Origin of the sequence: Anabaena sp. UHCC 0187 (assembly GCF_009712035.1) — a bacterium.
In the GTDB taxonomy this organism is placed as follows: Bacteria; Cyanobacteriota; Cyanobacteriia; order Cyanobacteriales; family Nostocaceae; genus Dolichospermum.
The window spans coordinates 139,984-160,041 of record NZ_VILB01000002.1 but is presented as its reverse complement, the minus strand read 5'-3'; the positions used below and the strand labels follow the sequence as shown (position 1 = coordinate 160,041).

Below are 20,058 nucleotides of genomic sequence, written 5' to 3'. Positions count from 1 at the left end.
CATGGTTGTTGGTCTCATCACAACCATCACCATAACCATCACTCTTACAAGGGTTATAGCAATAAAGGCTGGAGTTATTAAAAGTGACAAAAATAGCTGTTATTAACTAACAGCTATTACGAATAGTCAGAATAGTAATTTTTATTTTTACTACTATTCTGACTATTGGTGAAAAATCCAAATATCAGGTTTTAGATACTTCTGAAATACTGACTTTTGTTGTGATTACTTACCAAAAGAAAACAATTGTAGAGAATTTCTCCGCCACATAATGACCACAAGATTAGTCAATAAACAGGTAACTGCTAAAGATAACAAGATATAAGTTGGTGGCATAACCACACCAATCATAAACCAAGTATAAACGTGCAGCAGCATGATACTAGCAAATAGACAGGCAAATCCGACAGATATCCATACTTGACCCATGGGACGATTTAGGAATGTGAGAACAATCGTTAATAAGGTTGTCAGGATATTAGCTGGGACAAGAAAGGCACAAATGCCTATACAGTTGTTTCGAGAAAATTCGATTAAGGTGTTGAAATCTAACATTAATTTTTGGGGATAATTGTAGGTTCTTATTATTAAGTTTTATTGTAAAATATACATTACTAAAATCTATAGTACCTTAAAAGTGAGTAATCATACTATTTATGTAACATTTTTTAAAGAATTAGCCCTAGTAACTAAATTTTCCATCTTGATAGAGACGCTAGATAAAACGTCTCTATCAGGGTTGTAAAGTCAAAACCTCTGTGGGATTAACCCATCAAAATCACAGTATCAATAACGTGAATTACGCCATTATCAGCATCAATATCCGCTGCTAAAACCGTGGCATTTTTCACCTCAAAACCATCTTCACAATTAATTTTAATCGGAGAACCTTCCACAGAAGTAACTGTCCCCAGTTTTGCTAAATCAGCCTTTGTCAATTTTCCAGGCACGACATGATAGGTTAAAATCCGTGCTAACTGGGGAATATTTTGTAATAAAGTTGTAATTGTACCAGGGGGTAACTTAGCAAAAGCCTCGTCAGTTGGTGCAAACACGGTAAATGGACCGGGACTTTTTAATGTTTCTACTAACCCAGCAGCAGACACAGCCGCCACTAAAGTTTTGAACGCATCATTACTAACTGCAATATCAACAATATCAGCCATTGATTTCATCTCGCATCTACCAAAGGTTCTAAAAAATAGTAAATCATGTTTAAGTTTTATTAATTACAATTCTGGTAAAATATATTCTGATGATTTTCTGAATATTTTTCTATACATGAAATGAATAAACGCACTTATGCAATATTGGGGACTGGTGCATTAGGCGGATTTTATGGTGCAAAACTCCAAAAATCCGGTTTAGAAGTCCATTATCTACTTAAAAGTGATTATCAACAGGTCAGCGAACAGGGTTTAATTATTGAGTCAAAAGATGGCGACTTTACCCTCCCTCAAGTTAATGCCTATAACGATGTAAACAAGATGCCACAGTGTGATGTGGTGATTGTATCACTAAAAACTACCCAAAATCAACTTTTACCAGATTTATTACCACCAATAGTTAAAGATGACGGGGTAGTATTAGTATTGCAAAATGGACTGGACATAGAAGCAGAAGTTGCGGAGATTGTGAGTAATGTCCACGTTATTGGGGGTTTGTGTTTTCTCTGTTCTAATAAAGTTGCACCGGGACATATTCATCATTTAGATTATGGACAAATTACATTAGGTGAATATACATCTAATTATCAATCAACTGGCATTACTAAAAAAATGCGGGAACTTGCATCAGATTTTGAAAATGCGGGTATATCTATAGAACTATTAGAAGATTTATTATTAGGACGGTGGAAAAAATTAGTTTGGAATATTCCCTATAATGGCTTATCTGTTATTCTTGATGCGAGAACAGATGAATTAATGACAGATATATATACTTGTCAGTTAGTAGAAAGTTTGATGTGGGAAGTAGTCGCAGGGGCAAAAAGTACAGGCAGAATTATTCCCGAAAGTTTCATTCAAACGATGTTAGATTACACCGTGAAAATGAAACCCTACCGCACCAGTATGAAAATTGATTTTGATGAAAAACGCCCTTTAGAAGTAGAAGCAATTTTTGGTAATCCCTTCAGGAAAGCAGCAGCAGCGGGGGTAAATTTGCCACAAATTCGTTGTTTATATCAACAATTGAAGTTTTTGGATCTGAGAATTTGAAAAATCAAAAATCAGATACCCGACTGATTTGAGAAGTCGGGTATCTAAAGATTCAAAATTTCTGATATTGCTTGCATTATATCTAAATAAAAGTTACCTTTTACTGCCCGAAATAACTCAAATTTAGATTCAGGTGCGCCAAAAAACGGACGCAGAAACCATCCTAACTGCATTCCTACAAAAGCATAAAGTAATAACCAAGATTGTAAAATGGTAGTGCGGGTTTTTTTACCGACTTCATCTTGTTGAGAAAGTAACTGCATTCCTTCATAGAGAAACTTAACGCCAAAAGTTCCAGTAATTCCAAAAATTAAGACATTCAACAGCTTAAAGAATTGGTAAGAATCGGGGGCGGTAATCATGAAAAATAGCGTTACTGGTGCGAGACTAAATAATAAAACACTAATTACTGATACTGCGGTAAGTAAAACAACAAAATGCTGTTTAAAGCTGCTACGAGAACCAAATAAAACATTAAAAAAGAATAATGTCGGAAAGCATATTATTAGCGTTAATAAATAAAATGCTGGGAGTTTAATCGCACTGGATAATGCTTGTCCGAAACTGTGGGAAGCACCGATAATTACGCCATAAATTGCGAAAAAGATAGAACTGGTAACAAACAGAGAACTGATTTTACTTTGTAATCTAATTTCTTGGCGAATTTCTTCTAGAAAATTTTGGCGGTCACGTAGTAAACTTAATAAAACCCCAAAGTGTTTTTTAACCTCAGTTTGTTTTTCTAACATATCAACGAATTCCTAATAAATAACCTAGGGATTGCATTACACTTAAATAAAAGTTTCCTTCTCTTTCTCTAAATAGTTGAAAAACAGAATCTGGTGTTCCGAAAAAAGGTCGCAGAGTCCACCCCAATTGGCTACCTACGAAAGCATAAAGTAATAACCATGATTGAATAATCTTTTTGCGGGTTTTACTACTTTCATCATCTTGTTCTAAAACTACGGTGGTGGCATTATATAAAGAAGAAATGCCAATAAATCCAGTTAAAGAAAAGATAATCACATTTAACAAAATTAGAAATTGGTAATTATTTGTTGTAATTAAAAAAAACAGAGTGATTGGGGCAAAACTAAATAAAAGTACGCTAGTAACAGAAACCGCAGTTAGTACCAAGGCAAAATATTGGGCAAAAGTCCGTTTTGAACCAAAAATAATATTAGCAAAAAACAATGTTGGTAAACAAATTAGCAACGTAATTAGGTAAAGTGCTGGTAGTTTGACAGCAGAAGATAAAGCTTGCATCCAACTATGATATGCACCGATAATTCCGCCATACATTGCCAAAAATAAAGAACTACAAACCAATAAAGAAATAATTTTACTAGGTAATCTTATTCCTTGGCGAATTTCTTCTAAAAATCCTTGACGTTCTCGCAGTAAACCAATTAACACTGCAAAGTATTTTACCCTGATAGAATTGCGTTCGATCATCTTATCCTCAAATATTATTCATGATAATCATTGCCAGAACCAAACCGCCATTTATCTATTAACCGATGCCAATAATATTGTTTTTCCGCTGGTAAATTATTAACTAATAGTTCTAACATGGCACTTAGAGAAAACAAGCTACTATACACAATTAAATTTACATAATGTAACATCCAATCTAACAAACTCAATAAACCAACTTGAGGAATAATTTTTGCAACTAAGAAAGGATGAGATAAACCAGTTTTCAATAAAGTTTGCGTCAACGCCCCAAACTGGACGATATCTTGCAAAAAAGGTTTTAATACAGGTGTTCCTAACTGCTGCATTTGGGCAAATACAGCGGAGAGTAAAGCATTAATTTGATTCGGATCAATTTTCTGATTTACACCGACACTCATGGCTTTTTGAAATAACCAGGTTACACTTAAACTAGGTTGATAAGGTTGAAGAATTGCCAAGGATTGAACAGATAACTGATCAGTTTTTAATGCTTCTTCAATTCCTAAAGTTAACCTGTGTAAATGACGCACCATAGCCCCAAAACCACCAAAGCTTAAAGGTGATTGATTACCGCTACTATCTCCCACTGGAAGAATACGATTCCAAGGGGTTTGGAGAGGACTTTGACGATAGCTAGGAAAGAACCCAAATAATGCCCGTTGAAAATTTAAATGATTAATCTCCACACCTTGATATTCTGGTAACAGGCGTAAATATTCATCAAATAAAGTTTCTAAACTCAACCGTTGTGGATCTGCATCCATATAGGTAAATAAATATGTAGTTCTTCCATCTTTGGCTGGAAAAGCCTCCCAAAAATATTGACATTGATTTTCCAAAGCCGTGAAAGATAACAACAAGTCCCCTGAGTTATTTTCCGGAAATCCTTTCGCACAACTTCCCACAACTAAACAAAGTGCATCTGGTTTTTTTCCTTGACGCGCTTGTTGGCTAATTGGGGAAAGATTTCCCATGGCATCCAATAACAATTTTGCGGTAAATTGGTTATTGACTATGACTCCATTTGGGTGAACTACTGTATCGCTAAATGGTGTATTTTCAAATAACTTTCCTCCAGCATTGAGAAAGCGAGTTTTTAAGGTTTCCAGTAAATAAATAGGATTAACGCCAATATTCAAAACATCTTCTACCCAAACTTCCGTACCTCCTTGAAAGCTGACTCTTGCGGGATTATATTCAGTAACAATAGTTTGTGCTAATTCCGCTTCTGTCAGTAATTCCAATTCTCGAAACACTGCTAACTCTTTGCGGGAAATATTCCATTCCTGTTCTCTTCCGCGCAAAATTCCCCTTTCTAGCAATGCTACCCGCACACCCCGCACAGCTAAAGCCGCAGCGATTAAAATTCCCAAAGTTCCACCGCAGATAATGACATCAAATTCTACAGAGTTTAAATTTTCGGAATTTTCTGTAACTACCTTGGGTATGGGTGTGTTACCACTTCGTAAGGATGTTAATATATTGTCAGTGTGACGCAAGCCGCTTAAAACATCACCAGGTAGTTGAGAAAGAATTTCTTCGGTTAGGGACATAACATTGAATTCCAGCAAAGTTCTATATTGATACTATCTTTGCTAGATACATAAACCTGTTTGTAGTTTATGGCAATGTGGATATAGAAAGCTGAAAATAACTTAATTTGCAGGAAATACTTATGAACCGTTCCCAGATAGTTGCAATTATTACAGGGGCAATTTCTATACTTCTAGCCATTGCTTACCTAATTGTTGTCCAAATTATTGATTATCGGGATATGAAGCCAGCACCCATTAGCGAACTCAGCCCAGTAGTAATCATTGCCTCAAGTAATTTACCCAATTTGCAACTTGACATAATTACTAAAGTGTGAAACAGATGGGGTAGGCGATTCTGCCCCTATCTATGATAAAAGGACAATCCATAGACTTAAATCAATAGTTATTATTTGATAATTCAATTGATGGAAATATAAGAATTCTTTACAGAAAATATCGTGAATTTATCTAATTAAATAATTCCTTTTTGGCACAGATAAAGGTAAGCTATTACTAACAATATTAAATAAAGATAAATTTTCATTGTCTGTCATCACTAAGTTGACAGGGATCAACGCTATTTAGTGTGTTTTCTTTAATTTTTGCTGCAAACTATAGAGGTAATTGAATGGCTCAGTATTTACTAGACACTGTTTGGCTGATTCCTGTTTATGCTTTAATTGGTGGGCTTTTAGCCATACCTTGGTCGCCGGGAATCATTCGCAAAACCGGGCCTCGACCAGCGGGATATGTCAACGTGATCATGACCTTGTTCTCGTTTTTTCATGCTGTCTTTGCTTTCTTGGCTATTTGGAATCATCCAGCCCAAGAAGTATTTATTCCTTGGCTATCCACAGCAGGTTTAAACCTCACTATTAATTTAGAAATTTCTGCCGTCACTGTAGGGGCGTTAATTATTATTAGCGGCTTGAATTTACTGGCGCAGATATATGCTATTGGTTATATGGAAATGGACTGGGGTTGGGGACGCTTCTTTTCCTTATTGGGATTATTTGAAGCTGGTCTTTGTGCTTTAGTTTTGTGTAATGATTTGTTCTTCAGTTATGTAATTCTCGAAATCCTTACTTTGGGAACTTACTTATTAGTCGGTTTGTGGTTTAGTCAGCCCTTGGTAGTGACTGGGGCGCGAGATGCTTTTTTAACAAAACGGGTGGGAGACTTGTTTTTATTAATGGGTGTCTTGGGACTTTGGACACTTTCAGGAACTTGGAATTATACAGAGTTAACTGAATGGGCGGCTACTGCCAATGTTGACCCCACAATTATTACTTTAGTATGTTTCGGGTTAATTGCCGGTCCAATGGGTAAATGCGCTCAATTTCCCTTACATTTGTGGTTAGATGAGGCAATGGAGGGGCCTGTTCCCAGTACAATTTTGCGGAGTTCCGTGGTAGTTGCCAGTGGCGCATGGGTGTTGATTAAATTGCAACCTGTGTTTAGTTTATCCCCTGTGGCATCTTCGGCAATAGTGGCCATTGGGGCAGTGACAGCTATTGGTGGGGCATTAATTGCCATCGCTCAAATTGACATTAAACGCTGTTTATCCTATTCTGTCAGTGTTTACATGGGCTTGGTATTTATTGCTGTAGGCACACAACAGAACGAAGCCGCATTATTATTAGTCCTCACTCATGCCCTTTCCTCTGCATTGTTAGTCATGAGTACGGGGGGAATTGTTTGGAACAGTGTTACCCAAGATGTTACCCAACTCGGTGGATTGTGGTCACGTCGTCCCATGTCCGGTTTAGCATTTATTGTGGGGACATTGGGTTTAATTGGTTTTCCCCCTTTAGGTAGTTTTTGGGCATTATTCAAACTAGCTGATGGTTTATGGGAAACACATCCAACTTTAGTCGGAATAGTTATTGTTGTTAATGCCTTAACTACATTTAGCTTAACTAGAGAATTTGGTTTAATCTTTGGTGGTAAACCCAAACAAATGACTGAACGTTCTCCTGAAGCTATTTGGTTAATGGTTTTGCCAATGATGATTTTATCTGGCTTTGTTTTACACCTGCCTTTAGTGTTGCAAAGTTTATCATTACTTCCCGACTGGGCAACATTAAATAAAGATGTTGCACTGCTATTAATTTGGTCAAGTATTTTCGGTTGTAGTATTAGCAGCATCATCTACTTAGGTAATATTACCAAACCAATTCGTTTACCCTGGCAAGGTTTACAAGATTTATTTGCTTACGACTTCTACACCCCTAAACTTTACAAAATTACCATTATTTTCGGTGTTGCCCAACTTTCCAAATTTGCCGATATGCTGGACAGATTTGTAATAGATGGCATTGTCAATTCTGTGGGTTTATTCTCTCTATTGGGTGGTGAAGGCTTGAAATATAGTAACAATGGACAAACTCAATTTTATGCCTTAACAGTTCTATTAGGAGTCGGTTTTTTAGGTGCTTGGGTAACATGGCCTTTCTGGGGAATTCAGTTCATGGATTTAATTTTCTGAATATATATGATTTGGATTGCTGATGATAATCTAAAATTATGATTACCATCCAAATCATGTTCAGGATCATCTAATGATCAACAAACATCTTTCTCGTAGAAATTTACTCCAATTAGGTACGGGTGCAATTACTGTCGGTGTAGCAGTAAGATTCGCTTCCTATCTAGCTATACCTGAACCAGCCTTAGCCCAAAATAACATTACTCCTGATGCAGCATTACAATTTTTAATAGATGGCAATAACAGATTTATCAATAACAAGCACCGCTATAAAAATCAAGGTTCTATCCGCTTAAAGGAAGTAGCTAAAGGACAAGAACCCTTTGCCTCTATCCTGGGTTGTGCCGATTCTAGAGTCCCAGCAGAAATAATTTTTGATCAAGGTTTAGGAGATTTATTTGTTTGTCGTGTTGCTGGTAATATTGCTACACCAGAAGAAATTGGTAGCCTAGAATTTGGCAGTTTAGTATTAGGGGCAAAAGTGATTATGGTCTTGGGTCATGAAAGATGTGGTGCTGTAGATGCCACAATTAAAGGCGCACAAGTACCAGGGCAAATTGGTAGCTTATTAGAGGCAATTAAGCCGGCTGTAGAAAAATCTCAGGGACAACCAGGGGATAGATTAGAAAACGCCTGTAAAGCTAACATTTTGCTACAAGTTGAAAAATTGAAAGCATCACCAGTTCTAGCTGAATTAATCGCCACAAACAAACTTAAAATAGTTGGTGGTTATTATGACTTAGATACTGGTAAAGTCAGTTTAGTTAGTTAATTAATTTAAATCAATTACCAATTACCAATTAATAAATATGTTGAGTGTTTTGATTTGGCTACCAATTATAGCCGCTATAATCATCGGTTTTTATCCAGCGAAAGACGTTCCCGCAAGTCGGACTCGGTTCGCATCTTTAATCGTTACTGGTTTAGTTTTGCTGTGGAATCTTGTCATTTTGTTAAAATTTGATATCAGCAATCCAGGGATGCAATTTACAGAATATCTACCTTGGAATGAAACATTAGGTTTAAGTTATCAGTTAGGGGTCGATGGATTATCAATATTAATGTTGATATTAAATAGCTTCCTCACTTGGATTGCTATTTATAGCAGCAGCAAAGATACAGAACGTCCTCGTTTATTCTATTCTCTGATTTTGTTTGTTAGTGGTGGAGTTGCAGGTGCGTTTCTCTCAGAGAATTTACTTTTGTTCTTCCTGTTTTATGAATTGGAATTAATTCCCTTTTATTTACTAATTTCTATTTGGGGAGGAAAAAAACGGGCGTATGCGGGCATGAAATTCCTGATTTATACAGCCGTTTCTGGGGCTTTAATTTTAGCCACATTTTTAGGCATGGTATGGTTAACAGGTTCTCATAGTTTTGCCTTTGATGCTGTGGCTACACAAAACATTTCTGCGGGAATGCAATTAGTATTATTAGCAGGAATAGTTTTAGGTTTTGGCATTAAAATTCCTTTAATTCCCTTCCATACTTGGCTACCAGATGCTTATGTGGAAGCTTCCACACCTGTCGCTATTTTGCTAGGGGGAATATTAGCAAAACTGGGAACTTATGGATTATTGCGGTTTGGGTTAGGAATGTTTCCCCAAACTTGGCATATTATCGCCCCAACTTTGGCAATTTGGGGGGCAATTAGCGCGATTTATGGGGCAATTGTAGCGATATCGCAAACAGACATCAAACGCATGGTAGCATATAGTTCTATCGGACACATGGGCTATATTTTATTAGCCGCAGCAGCAGCTACACCTTTATCATTAGTTGGTGCAGTTGCCCAAATGTTTAGTCATGGAATTATTCTCGCTATTCTCTTCCATTTAGTCGGAGTTATCGAAACCAAAGTTGGCACAAGAGAATTAGACAAATTGAATGGTTTAATGAGTCCTATTCGCGGTTTACCATTAATTAGTGCTTTACTAGTTTTAAGTGGTATGGCTAGTGCTGGTATTCCTGGTTTAACAGGGTTCATTGCCGAATTTATTTCCTTTCAAGGCAGTTTTTCCAGCTTCCCAATTTCCACAATTTTATGTGTAGTGGCATCTGGTTTAACCGCAGTTTATTTTGTCATTCTTCTTAACCGCACCTGTTTTGGTAAATTGCAAAATAACCTGGCTTACTATCCCAGAGTATTATGGAATGAAAAAGTACCCGCGCTAATTTTGGCATCCTTAATTATCTTTTTGGGAGTACAACCAGTTTGGTTAGTGCGTTGGAGTGAAACCACAACTACAGCAATGGTAGCGGCAATTCCTACTACAGAACAAACCGTAATTGCGTTGAAGTCTAATTAACGTGAAAACGGCGGTTAGAAACCGCATCTATACAGGCAAAACCCACCTCCGTGGGTTTAAGACATCGGATTTTTTATTAGTCCGAGCAGGCGGACTTAGTTTGTGTAGCCGCGAATTATATTCGCCTTTTATAAATAAACCAAAACAAAAATATTATGGTACAAACTTCAGACAAACCAACCACTAAAATTCCACCTTCCAAACACGAATTTGCAGAAATTATTCATCGCTTAGAAGCTGGTGGTTCAATGTTACCAGATACGCCAGAAAACTTAATGCAAATTATCGGTATTTATAAAGCTTATGCTGTACCGATGGATTTCTATTGGCGCGATTTACTTTACATTGCCGAAAGAGTATTTTTAGACCCTTTACCAGCTTTTAAATATTTCTTACCCCAAGAATATTTAGACTTACATAATCACTATGCCGGGGATGATGCTGATTTAAGAATTTGGCGAGGTGTAGCTACTGCACACCCAGAACTTTTGGCATTTATGGAAAAAGGTGAAACCACCAAAATGCCAAAAATCTTCCATCATTTATTCCATGACAGAATCAACATGGAATTTGCGGAAGCTTGTATGCAGGCAATGTTATGGCATCGCAAAATGTATGCACCAGTTAATCAATTTGATGCTTACTTAGATTCAGAAGAATATAAAGCTAATGCCGATAAAGCCATTAAAGCTTATTTTCGCAAAAATCCTTTAATGTCGGGACTTTATAAACTGTTCCCTGATATGTTCTTGGAACAGTGCCGCATGATGTCCTATTATTCTAATTTAGGACTTTTTTGGGAAGTCATGGCACCGGTATTTTTTGAAATGTCAGATATTTATGATGAAGGTGGTTTCAAAGGTGTACCTGATGCCATGAATTTCCTTATCAATGGTATATTTGCAATTGCTGGTCGTCCGATTTATCATCATGTTTATATTGATGGTGAATGTTATGAAATCATCCCCAAATCTAAAGGTTTTACTTGGCTATATGAAGCGGCATTACCCTATGTAGAAGCTGTTTTTTATCGCACAGCACCATTTAGAGGTACAAAGTCTTATAATGCCCAAGCAGGGCAAGTTCCAGCAGATCAAAAAGACTTCCATTATGGGATTCTTTATGCTGATGTCTTTCCCGTGGGTACAGCCGGAATTCCCCCCACATTATTAATGCAAGATATGTTGCATTTTCTGCCTCAATATCTTGTTGATTATTACCAAGAATATTGTCGAGGGGAAGAGGATATTTTGATTCAATTAGGGATTACTTTCCAACGTTCCATGTATAATGTCACATCTGCGGTAATTCAAGCTTTGAGAACTGCCCTTTTGTATCCTTTAGATGATGAAAATCCCAAGCATTTACAAGCAAACCGGGAATTCTTTGAAATGCAGCTAAATCGCTTTACTCGCACTGATTATAATATGCGTGACGCAGCGAGGTTATGGGATATTCAAAGACAGGATTATAGATAAAATCTGCTGAGGAAATAGAAGAAATAGATACCCGACTTCTTGAAGAAGCCGGGTATCTGCGTATTATAATAATTTTGTAAAGATTTATATTTTTTTAGTAAATTCTCCCATGAGCATAGAAAAAATATATCCTCAGTTATACTAAGTTATAAATAGTTAAGATTACTCTGTTAAACAAAATTACACCCAAATCACAAAATCGGAAACATGACTAAAATTATTGTGACTGGAGTTGCGGGCTTTATTGGTTCTCATTTAGCTGAGACATTGTTAAAACAGGGAAATGAAGTAATTGGCATTGATGAATTCAATGATTATTATGATCCACTGTTAAAGCGAAAAAATATTGCTAATTTTCAGAATTCCTCTAATTTTACTTTAGTAGAAGGAGACATTCAATTTTTAGATTGGCAAAAACTGCTGCCAGATGTAGAATTTATTTATCATCAAGCGGCACAAGCTGGAGTTAGAGCAAGTTGGGGTAAAGGTTTTCGAGCTTATACTGAACGGAATATTAACGCTACACAAGTTTTATTAGAAGCTGCTAAGGATGCTCAAAATTTAAAAAGATTAGTTTTTGCCTCCACATCTAGTATATATGGTGATGCCGAAACCTTACCAACTAACGAAGAAATTAAACCCTTACCCGTGTCACCTTACGGTATTACCAAATTAGCGGCTGAACGGTTGGGTTTTTTATATCATAAAAACTTTAATGTGCCGTTTGTGGCTTTACGATATTTCACCGTTTATGGACCCAGACAACGTCCAGATATGGCATTTCATAAATTTTTTAAAGCCGTGTTGCAGGATGAGGCAATTCCTGTTTATGGTGATGGACAACAGACGAGGGATTTTACTTTTGTCAGTGATGCGATCGCTGCTAACCTAGCTGCTGCCATTGTACCAGAAGCCGTAGGCGAAATTTTCAATATTGGCGGTGGTAGCAGAGTAGTATTAGCAGAAGTGCTAGATACAATGGCAGAAATAGTAGGTAAACCCATCAAACGCAACCATATTGAAAAAGCCATGGGAGATATGCGTCACACCGCTGCTGACGTATCCAAAGCGCGGAAAATTCTCAATTATCAACCCCAAATATGCTTACGAGATGGCTTAACCCAGGAATGGGAATGGGTGAAAAGTTTGTATTAGACTTTGTATTTCCTCTGTGTTCTCTTTGCCTCTGTGGTTAGATAAACTATTACATAAACCACAGATGGTACACCAGAGAATAGAACAGAATAAAAATGATATTTAATCAATCCCAATTTGCAAATTCATCACTCATATTCCGAATTAGGGCAGTTATTTGATTGCGTCGGGTTTCAAAGTTAGCAGCAATGTAAATTAACAAAATACCAAGGAATAAGCCGACAATCCATTTCAAGAAAGAATAACTCAGACTAAAAATCACTAATTGATAAATGCTAGTGATCAAAAAAGTACCTGTACCAACATAGAGAAAGGCACGGATTTTTAAACCTAAGCCGGCAAAAATAGTAATGAGACTAAAAACACCGGGGATAAAAGGCAGATTTTGATAAAACAAAATTGTCCAACCGCAAATTAAACCACTTCCTAACATTCTTAAACTGTGACGCAGAGGTTTTACTGTTGATAATTTGAGTTGTTCATCTACCTCAGCAATATATAGTAAAGATAATCCAATAGGTATTACATAGGAAAGGGAATCTCTCAGGTTTAAATCATTAAACCAAGTAAATAATGCCCAATCAATTAATATCAAACTGATGTATGTAAACCGGATTTGTGTTGCAGTTTTAGCCAGAAAGACATAGTAAGCAGCAACGATAACTAAGGTAATAGGATAAGTTTGTAATCCCGTTGTTCCTAAAATGATTAATGGTAGGATATACGCTGTACGTTGCCAAGGTGTTTTTGCCCAACCTAATCTTTGCCAAGGGAGGATATACAAGAAATAGGCAAATAGGCAAGATATCGCCCCATTCCAAGGGAGTAATTGTGTAAATAGTAATTTTCCTATTGGTAAACTTTGTAAATAAATACCAATCATTCCTGCTTCAATTAAACCCAAATAAACCCAGATTTCCTGATTTGTTTCCTGAGAAGTTTCTCTTCCTTGCCAAATAGCATAGCGAACTAAAAATAATCCTGTTCCTAATACAATGGAGAAGTTAAATACCATAGGTAAAGTAATAGCCCAGAGGAATAAAATACTACTCCAAACCCAATGAATATGAGCAATATTTTTTAATTCTTTTGGAGTTAAGCAAAGGTAACTAATCAACCAAGGTGTGAGGATACGATAAGCATACATAATGCTAGTACCCAGGGCTGACATAGCAATTAAGCCATCACCTAAAGCCCCTCCGCTAGATAGGGACATTTGATAAAATAGGAGTTCGTAGGCGGAAATTGATAGACCGATAATGCCAAAATAAAGCAGGGGTTTAAATGCTTCCCGTCGTCTTCCTACCCCAATCAGAATTAAGGCTACACCCAAGGAACAAAAACCTGTAAAATTGGCAAAGGTTGTTAATCGGAAAATGATACTAAATGCACCATAAATAAGAGGAAGAATATGGAAACTATTGGGTAATGTTTGTAATTGATGTTTGCGTCGCCACCATTCGCCAAATAACTGAGTTGTTAAGCCTAAAATGATGTTAGCTATGGCGATTCTCATAATTGAATGTTCGCCAAATCCTAATATTTCGGCTGTTAATAATTCTAAACACCAACCAATTCCATAAAATGCTGATTCTCTGGATTTTCCCCAACTGCGATAAACAATTGATCCTAAAATTATCGCTGTGGTAATAACATAGAAATATTCTGTTTTAATAATGCCTTGATAAATTAAGCTAGAGTGCAGAGTTAGGGCTGATAATTCTATTGTACATAATGCGATCGCCCATTTATCACTGGCTGCTGCATAAATTATTGCTAATTCTGTACCTTTGCGTAAAAGTACACCACGCCATAGCCATAAACTCAGTATTATTAATGCAGTAGCAATAAACCAACCTGATATTGTTAATTGGATTAAACCAAAAACACCTTCCCATAATAATGCTGTGATAAAACTCAGCCCAAAACCAATAATTGTTCCTGCATATATTTGGTTTCTTAAATAGCGAGTATTAACTAACATTACCGCTACACCCACACCCAAACCAATTAATCTAATTCCTGGTAATGGTAAAGTTAATAATTGAGAAATCCCCACAGCGAAAACACTTAAAAAACTGTTGGTAGTGCGATTTGGTTCGGTGGTACGAATAGCTAAACCTGTTAATGCTAAAGGGGTAATTAGCCAAATTATGCCTAAAGAGTTTTGATTTTGCCAATTATCATGCCAATAACTTTCAGCATTTACCCACAATAGAGAAAAACTGAGTGTAGCTAATACTAAACCAATATACCATGCACTCCTTCGCGTTATGCCTTCACCCAGACTAAATCCCCATTCAGCTATCATGATAGCTAATAAGATAGCAGCCCAAATTTCTGGATTTAAACTGGGTAAAAACCAATTAATGCTAGAAATCAGCGTCAATACTCCCATGCTATGAGTCAAGTATATCAAGGGAGGATCAAAAGTGGCACGACGTTGAATAAATGTGACTAGCGTAATAGTAGATAATAAAAAGTTGACTGTTCTTAATATTGGATTTACCAAGCTAATTATTGTTAAACAAATTCCTAAAAATAAAGTAAGATATTCTCCAAAATTTGCCAATTCTTGATTTTCTTGATGATCTAATTTATCTGTTAGCCATAACATCAATATAATGTAGGGAAATAAGGCAATACTTAATAATGCCCAAGGTTCATTTTGGGAATTTGTTAAATTAGTCGCTGTACTAATTAGTAATGTTTGTAATTGATTAGGTACTAACCGCCAACCTATCCAAATTGTCTGTAAACCAATTAAGAAAATAGCTAAAAAATCTTTTTGTAACCTATATCTTTGTAATCTACGACTAAAAACCCATAAACTTAAACCACTGACTATTATAGCTTGGGCTGGTTGCGTGATGACTGAAACTAACCAACCTAATAAAAGTAAAATTCCTCCCAATTTTTTCCATAATACAGAAGGATTTGTCGAGGAATTTTTCTCTGACAACCAAATTACTAAACCACCGCAAATACCAATTGCTAAACCTAATTGAGTAATATTAACTCCAGCTATAAAAATAGCCCTTGTCAGCAAAGTTAATAAGGCATAAATTAGGAACGTAAAATATAAACTAATTCCCCATTGTGGTGGTTCTGTATTTGTATTTTCTTGTGGTTGAGTTAATTGATTATAAACAGTAATAGCCGTTGTTCCTACCATTGCTAAATAAACAGCAATGAGGGGAAAACCTGATAACTTCCACCCCCAATGTAAATAACTCAAACTAATAATATTGACTAAAGGTAATTTACCAGTAGGAAAATTAGTAATAATATTGCGGTTTTGGCAAAGTTGATTAGTAATAAATGTGAGAGTTAGCGAGGCAATTGCCATGACAATTAAGTTCAATGGATTTTGCCACAAACTGAAGCTATCCATTGCCCAAAAATTCACAGGAACTAATAACAAAGTGACGATTAATAACGTCTGTGCAGTTAACCTTAAATTCCTTTGTTTACCTGCCCAAAGTGTAAAACCACAAAAACTTAAGGTATAGGCAAATAAAACCCCATACTGTCCAACTGCGGGAAATCTTTCCCACTGACTGGCAGCGAGAACACCGGAAGAAAGCACGACTAAAAATACGCCCAAAAACAACAACCACCGCACGCTTAACTCTTCACCCAAAGATTGCAACATGGAATTAACAAAACTGGGTTTAGTTGGTGGTTTTGCTATAGGGGGTAAAGTTGCAATTAAGGCTCTTTGTGGGGCTATAGGAGGGGTTGAAAATACTTCTGGTTCAGATTCAGTCTGAGGTGTAAATACTACAGTAGAAACGAGATATTGACGGGCTAATTGTTTAACTTGATCATCAGATATTAAACCGAGTTCTAGTAAGTTATCTAGTCCTAGTAATAAGTCAGGATGATTAGATGGTAGTTTAACTGGGATTCGCTGCGATGGTTCAAAAGGTGATGTCATAACCTGGGTATTTCCCTGTAGGTTGGGTTGACGCAAGGAAACCCAACATAATTAATATTTTTGTTGGGTTGCGCTGTCGCTTAACCCAACCTACTGATTATATATCTTTCTTGGCAAGGGATGTAATTCTAACCAAAAAAATTCTCCTATGAATGCTTTTTATATCCACCCATAGAAGAAATTTTCCAACTTTTTTATTCCTTTGTAAATCTCAGTTATTCAACTGTGACAGATTTCGCTAAATTCCTCGGTTGATCTACATCCAAACCCCGCCGCGCCGCAATATGATAAGCTAACAATTGCAAGGGGATAACTGTGAGAATTGGGGAAAGAATTTCCTCAACTTCCGAAACCGGAATTAAATCATTGAAGATTTCTCCAGCTTCACCATCTTTAACAGATGTTACCCCAATTAATCGGGAATCTCTAGCTTTAGCTTCTTGGGCATTAGAAATCACCTTTTCATATACACTACCAGGAACAGCGATCGCTACCACCGGAACTTTCGCATCTAACAACGCAATTGGTCCATGTTTCATTTCCCCCGCTGGATAACCTTCAGCGTGAATATAGCTAATTTCCTTTAATTTCAAAGCCCCTTCTAAAGCAATGGGAAAATTAATTCCTCTACCAATAAAGATAAAATCTTTCGTCTCTGCAAAGTCATGTACTAAATGCTCAATATAAAGTTCTTGAGTTTCTAAAATCGCTTCAATTTCCCCTGGTAACTGCCGTAACCCGGTGAGAATTTCCTCAAATCTGAGGGAACTAATTTCATGACGACGATAAGCTAAATCTAAGGCCAAAGCATAAAAAGCCATCAATTGAGCCACAAAAGTTTTCGTTGCTGCGACACCAATTTCAATTCCCCCATGAGTATTGATAATATTCGCAACCATATTACCCAAGCTACTTTCTGGACGATTGGTAATCCCCAAAAGTCGCGCTTGATACTTAGCTTCCTTCCCTTGACGGCGTTCTTTTTCCATAGACAAAGCTGCCAAAGTATCAGCAGTTTCCCCAGATTGAGTTACGCCAATAGTCAGAGTATGAGCCGTTAGTGGTGATGGTGCATACCGAAATTCCGAAGCATATTGTACTTGTGTAGGAATTCCCGCTAATTGTTCTAATAAGTATTTACCCACTAACGCAGCGTGCCAACTTGTACCACAGGCGACAATTTGAATTTGTTCTAAATCTGCGTAAAAATCCGCAGATAAACCCAATTGCACCGGTGATTCAGCAGTGATTTGGCCATTCTCTGCCGTTGGGAAATAAGCCTCTAAACAATCCCGCACTACTCCCGGTTGCTCATAGATTTCCTTAAGCATAAAATGCTTAAATCCCTGCTTTTCCACCATAATGGGATTCCAGTTGAGGGTGCGGGGATGCTTTTTCAAGCGATGTCCAGCAAAGTTATAGACCTCCACCCCTAAAGGAGTCAATCGAGCAATTTCGCCGTTTTCTAGGGACAATACAGCGCGGGTATAGGGAACAATTGCCGGGGTATCGGAAGCACAGAAAAACTCACCTTGGCCAAACCCAATCACTAAAGGAGCTTGTTGGCGGACTACAATCAATTCATCAGGATAGTCAGCAGAAATAGCTGCAATCGCATAAGCTCCTTCTAATTTACTCACAGCTTCCCGCACCGCATCTAAAAACACCGAAGGGGAAAGAGGATTTTCAGGACAATGTTTTAAACATTCAGCAATCAAATGGGGGATTACCTCTGTATCTGTCTCTGAGCGGAATTCATGTCCTAACGTCTTCAGATGTTCCCGCAACTCTCGGTAATTCTCAATAATGCCATTTTGCACCACCGCTATCCGCAACGCCGTATCTAGATGAGGATGGGCATTGTACTCTTCTGGTTTACCATGAGTTGCCCAGCGCGTGTGACCAATCCCTATTTGGGCAGGATTTTCGATTTGTTCCAGTTTAGAACGCAAGTTGAGTAATTTACCCTTAGCCCGCACACAATGCACGTCACCTTCCAAAATAGTGGCAATTCCCGCTGAGTCGTAACCTCTATATTCTAATTTTTCTAGTCCAGCTAGTAAAATATCTGTCGCTGCCTGAGTGCCTATATATCCAACTATTCCGCACATTGTTTAAACCACTCCGGTTTCAGGATAATTAAATTTTAAGTATAGTTGCTGGGATAGATCAGCCACTTTAGCAAATAAAAGCAAATTGGTCATTAACAACGAACAACGAACAACGAACAACTGACAACTAACAACGAACAACTGACAACTGACAACTGACAACAAAAATGCTGAGGAATGAGGGAAGAATCTCAATGTTTCTCCCATTCTCACTCCTCAGCACTAAACTACCAAGAATTTAGAAATTCTTAGTAAGCCAAGCCCATGCTGCGAGTTGTTTCAGCGCCTAGATAAACGCGAATGCTCAAAAAGTCGGTGGGGCAAGCAGTTTCACAACGCTTACAACCTACACAGTCTTCAGTGCGGGGAGAAGCAGCCACTTGAGCAGCTTTACAGCCATCCCAAGGAACCATTTCTAGTACGTCAGTAGGGCAAGCGCGGACGCATTGTGTACAGCCAATGCAGGTGTCGTAGATTTTTACGGTATGAGACATTGAAAAAACTGCTCCTTGCGGGTGTTCTTCTTTGTGAAAGAATCATAATCAAGGCATAGTTTACCCCAGGGCTTGATAGCTTGTAAGCAAAAGGCTACATAACTTTAAACAATGTAATAGACACCTTAAATAATTTATCTACCAAGATCGCTGTTATCTGGCTGTAATCAGCAACATTGGCATCAAGTGTTTACCCAAATAACTCTCTCCCAAAGATCGTGATTTGTAAAGATATGTAAATTAATGGTCATATTCTAGAGGTCATCTATCATACCTATTATCTCTAATCTATAGATTGATCAACCCTTATCAGGTTGTGATGAAATATTAACTTTTAGATGAAGTTACAGAATGCGATTAGTCTTGTTTAGTCTAAATAGAATTGACCATTTCAAGTTAGGTTAATTTACTGTTGAAAAAGATAAATTTGCATAGTACCTAAGTCCTAGCAAAAACAGAGCCAAAATGTTGCGATACTATACTCTATAGATCACATAAAATAAACTGATCATGGAGCTAAATTCCTTACCCACCGAGGTAATTTTGACACATCCGCGTCAGTCTCTTGGTAAATTACAGCTTGATTGTTCACCCCAACCGGGAAATTATCTTGATTTTGAAGAAAAAACCTACTTAGTCCTAGAGCGTCGTCATAGATACCAGCTAAGAGGGGGACGGTATATTTTGCACAATATCGCTATTTACGTACAAATAGCTAAAAGACCGGAAGAGAAAAGTTTAGTACAAGGACGTTGGGTTATTGGTGATGCTACCTGTAACTATAATGCTCTTTCGGAAATTATTCGTTGTGCAGTTAACCCAGAAGGACCCTGTAATTCTTGCCGGTTCTATGAAAATTAGTTGTCCGTTG

Annotated in this window: 16 protein-coding genes; 8 read left to right on the top strand and 8 right to left on the bottom strand. The window is 37.2% G+C overall.

The window, feature by feature from the left end; genetic code table 11:
• Nucleotides 1-225: 225 nt before the first annotated feature.
• Both FJR11_RS01995 and FJR11_RS01990 read right to left on the bottom strand, forming a co-directional pair.
• A complete protein-coding gene (locus FJR11_RS01995; protein WP_168502050.1) occupies nucleotides 226-555 on the bottom strand; it encodes a hypothetical protein in 330 nt (109 codons plus the stop codon).
• Between the two features lie 209 nt (nucleotides 556-764).
• Nucleotides 765-1,166 carry a fasciclin domain-containing protein gene (locus FJR11_RS01990; protein WP_168502049.1) on the bottom strand — a complete coding sequence of 134 codons (402 nt, stop codon included), beginning with the start codon at nucleotides 1,164-1,166 and terminating at the stop codon, nucleotides 765-767.
• A gap of 120 nt (nucleotides 1,167-1,286) precedes the next feature.
• Between FJR11_RS01990 and FJR11_RS01985 the strand changes: the two genes are divergently transcribed.
• Nucleotides 1,287-2,219: a putative 2-dehydropantoate 2-reductase gene (locus tag FJR11_RS01985; protein WP_168502048.1), complete on the top strand. Its 933-nt coding sequence runs from the start codon at nucleotides 1,287-1,289 to the stop codon at nucleotides 2,217-2,219.
• A gap of 44 nt (nucleotides 2,220-2,263) precedes the next feature.
• Here the strand turns inward: FJR11_RS01985 and FJR11_RS01980 are convergent, their stop codons facing one another.
• The 3 genes from FJR11_RS01980 to FJR11_RS01970 are packed head-to-tail and all read right to left on the bottom strand — an operon-like array spanning nucleotide 2,264 to nucleotide 5,230.
• On the bottom strand, nucleotides 2,264-2,968 hold the full coding sequence (locus FJR11_RS01980) for an actin-binding WH2 domain-containing protein (protein ID WP_168502047.1): 705 nt from the start codon (nucleotides 2,966-2,968) through the stop codon (nucleotides 2,264-2,266).
• 1 nt (nucleotide 2,969) lies between these two features.
• Nucleotides 2,970-3,674: an actin-binding WH2 domain-containing protein gene (locus FJR11_RS01975; RefSeq protein ID WP_168502046.1), complete on the bottom strand. Its 705-nt coding sequence runs from the start codon at nucleotides 3,672-3,674 to the stop codon at nucleotides 2,970-2,972.
• Between the two features lie 14 nt (nucleotides 3,675-3,688).
• Complete coding sequence (locus tag FJR11_RS01970; RefSeq protein WP_168502045.1) at nucleotides 3,689-5,230, bottom strand: FAD-binding oxidoreductase; 1,542 nt, start codon at nucleotides 5,228-5,230, stop codon at nucleotides 3,689-3,691.
• A 122-nt stretch (nucleotides 5,231-5,352) separates the two neighbouring features.
• On the opposite strand from FJR11_RS01970, the gene FJR11_RS01965 reads away from it, so the two are divergent.
• From FJR11_RS01965 to FJR11_RS01940, 6 genes are all read left to right on the top strand, one after another.
• Nucleotides 5,353-5,547 (top strand): hypothetical protein, encoded by a 195-nt coding sequence (locus tag FJR11_RS01965; protein ID WP_168502044.1) that lies wholly within the window; start codon nucleotides 5,353-5,355, stop codon nucleotides 5,545-5,547.
• 293 nt (nucleotides 5,548-5,840) lie between these two features.
• On the top strand, nucleotides 5,841-7,700 hold the full coding sequence (locus tag FJR11_RS01960; protein ID WP_168502043.1) for an NAD(P)H-quinone oxidoreductase subunit F: 1,860 nt from the start codon (nucleotides 5,841-5,843) through the stop codon (nucleotides 7,698-7,700).
• A 73-nt stretch (nucleotides 7,701-7,773) separates the two neighbouring features.
• Entirely contained in the window at nucleotides 7,774-8,472 is a 699-nt protein-coding gene (locus FJR11_RS01955; protein ID WP_168502042.1) for a carbonic anhydrase, read from the top strand.
• A gap of 37 nt (nucleotides 8,473-8,509) precedes the next feature.
• A complete protein-coding gene (locus FJR11_RS01950) occupies nucleotides 8,510-10,009 on the top strand; it encodes an NADH-quinone oxidoreductase subunit M (protein ID WP_168502041.1) in 1,500 nt (499 codons plus the stop codon).
• 155 nt (nucleotides 10,010-10,164) lie between these two features.
• The gene (locus FJR11_RS01945) at nucleotides 10,165-11,487 is read left to right on the top strand and encodes a CO2 hydration protein (RefSeq protein ID WP_168502040.1); all 1,323 of its coding nucleotides are present in this window, start codon (nucleotides 10,165-10,167) and stop codon (nucleotides 11,485-11,487) included.
• Nucleotides 11,488-11,694: 207 nt separating this feature from the next.
• Nucleotides 11,695-12,642 (top strand): NAD-dependent epimerase/dehydratase family protein, encoded by a 948-nt coding sequence (locus tag FJR11_RS01940; RefSeq protein WP_168502039.1) that lies wholly within the window; start codon nucleotides 11,695-11,697, stop codon nucleotides 12,640-12,642.
• Between the two features lie 106 nt (nucleotides 12,643-12,748).
• Here the strand turns inward: FJR11_RS01940 and FJR11_RS01935 are convergent, their stop codons facing one another.
• The 3 genes from FJR11_RS01935 to psaC form a co-directional block, all read right to left on the bottom strand.
• Complete coding sequence (locus FJR11_RS01935) at nucleotides 12,749-16,582, bottom strand: DUF2157 domain-containing protein (RefSeq protein WP_168502038.1); 3,834 nt, start codon at nucleotides 16,580-16,582, stop codon at nucleotides 12,749-12,751.
• 215 nt (nucleotides 16,583-16,797) lie between these two features.
• Entirely contained in the window at nucleotides 16,798-18,693 is a 1,896-nt protein-coding gene (glmS, locus tag FJR11_RS01930) for a glutamine--fructose-6-phosphate transaminase (isomerizing) (RefSeq protein WP_168502037.1), read from the bottom strand.
• A gap of 248 nt (nucleotides 18,694-18,941) precedes the next feature.
• Nucleotides 18,942-19,187, bottom strand: a complete 246-nt coding sequence (psaC, locus tag FJR11_RS01925; protein WP_015080270.1) for a photosystem I iron-sulfur center protein PsaC — start codon at nucleotides 19,185-19,187, stop codon at nucleotides 18,942-18,944.
• A 510-nt stretch (nucleotides 19,188-19,697) separates the two neighbouring features.
• Here psaC and FJR11_RS01920 point away from each other — a divergent pair.
• The gene (locus FJR11_RS01920) at nucleotides 19,698-20,048 is read left to right on the top strand and encodes a DUF6464 family protein (RefSeq protein WP_168502036.1); all 351 of its coding nucleotides are present in this window, start codon (nucleotides 19,698-19,700) and stop codon (nucleotides 20,046-20,048) included.
• Nucleotides 20,049-20,058: the final 10 nt, after the last annotated feature.

Excerpts from the sequence above, each read along its gene's own strand:
- FJR11_RS01960 (WP_168502043.1), top strand. The coding sequence starts at position 5,841 with ATGGCTCAGTATTTACTAGACACTGTTTGGCTGATTCCTGTTTATGCT.
- glmS (WP_168502037.1), bottom strand. The coding sequence starts at position 18,693 with ATGTGCGGAATAGTTGGATATATAGGCACTCAGGCAGCGACAGATATT.
- FJR11_RS01945 (WP_168502040.1), top strand. The coding sequence starts at position 10,165 with ATGGTACAAACTTCAGACAAACCAACCACTAAAATTCCACCTTCCAAA.
- FJR11_RS01950 (WP_168502041.1), top strand. The coding sequence starts at position 8,510 with ATGTTGAGTGTTTTGATTTGGCTACCAATTATAGCCGCTATAATCATC.
- FJR11_RS01955 (WP_168502042.1), top strand. The coding sequence starts at position 7,774 with ATGATCAACAAACATCTTTCTCGTAGAAATTTACTCCAATTAGGTACG.
- FJR11_RS01975 (WP_168502046.1), bottom strand. The coding sequence starts at position 3,674 with ATGATCGAACGCAATTCTATCAGGGTAAAATACTTTGCAGTGTTAATT.
- FJR11_RS01935 (WP_168502038.1), bottom strand. The coding sequence starts at position 16,582 with ATGACATCACCTTTTGAACCATCGCAGCGAATCCCAGTTAAACTACCA.
- FJR11_RS01940 (WP_168502039.1), top strand. The coding sequence starts at position 11,695 with ATGACTAAAATTATTGTGACTGGAGTTGCGGGCTTTATTGGTTCTCAT.
- FJR11_RS01920 (WP_168502036.1), top strand. The coding sequence starts at position 19,698 with ATGGAGCTAAATTCCTTACCCACCGAGGTAATTTTGACACATCCGCGT.
- FJR11_RS01995 (WP_168502050.1), bottom strand. The coding sequence starts at position 555 with ATGTTAGATTTCAACACCTTAATCGAATTTTCTCGAAACAACTGTATA.
- FJR11_RS01990 (WP_168502049.1), bottom strand. The coding sequence starts at position 1,166 with ATGGCTGATATTGTTGATATTGCAGTTAGTAATGATGCGTTCAAAACT.
- psaC (WP_015080270.1), bottom strand. The coding sequence starts at position 19,187 with ATGTCTCATACCGTAAAAATCTACGACACCTGCATTGGCTGTACACAA.
- FJR11_RS01980 (WP_168502047.1), bottom strand. The coding sequence starts at position 2,968 with ATGTTAGAAAAACAAACTGAGGTTAAAAAACACTTTGGGGTTTTATTA.
- FJR11_RS01970 (WP_168502045.1), bottom strand. The coding sequence starts at position 5,230 with ATGTCCCTAACCGAAGAAATTCTTTCTCAACTACCTGGTGATGTTTTA.
- FJR11_RS01965 (WP_168502044.1), top strand. The coding sequence starts at position 5,353 with ATGAACCGTTCCCAGATAGTTGCAATTATTACAGGGGCAATTTCTATA.
- FJR11_RS01985 (WP_168502048.1), top strand. The coding sequence starts at position 1,287 with ATGAATAAACGCACTTATGCAATATTGGGGACTGGTGCATTAGGCGGA.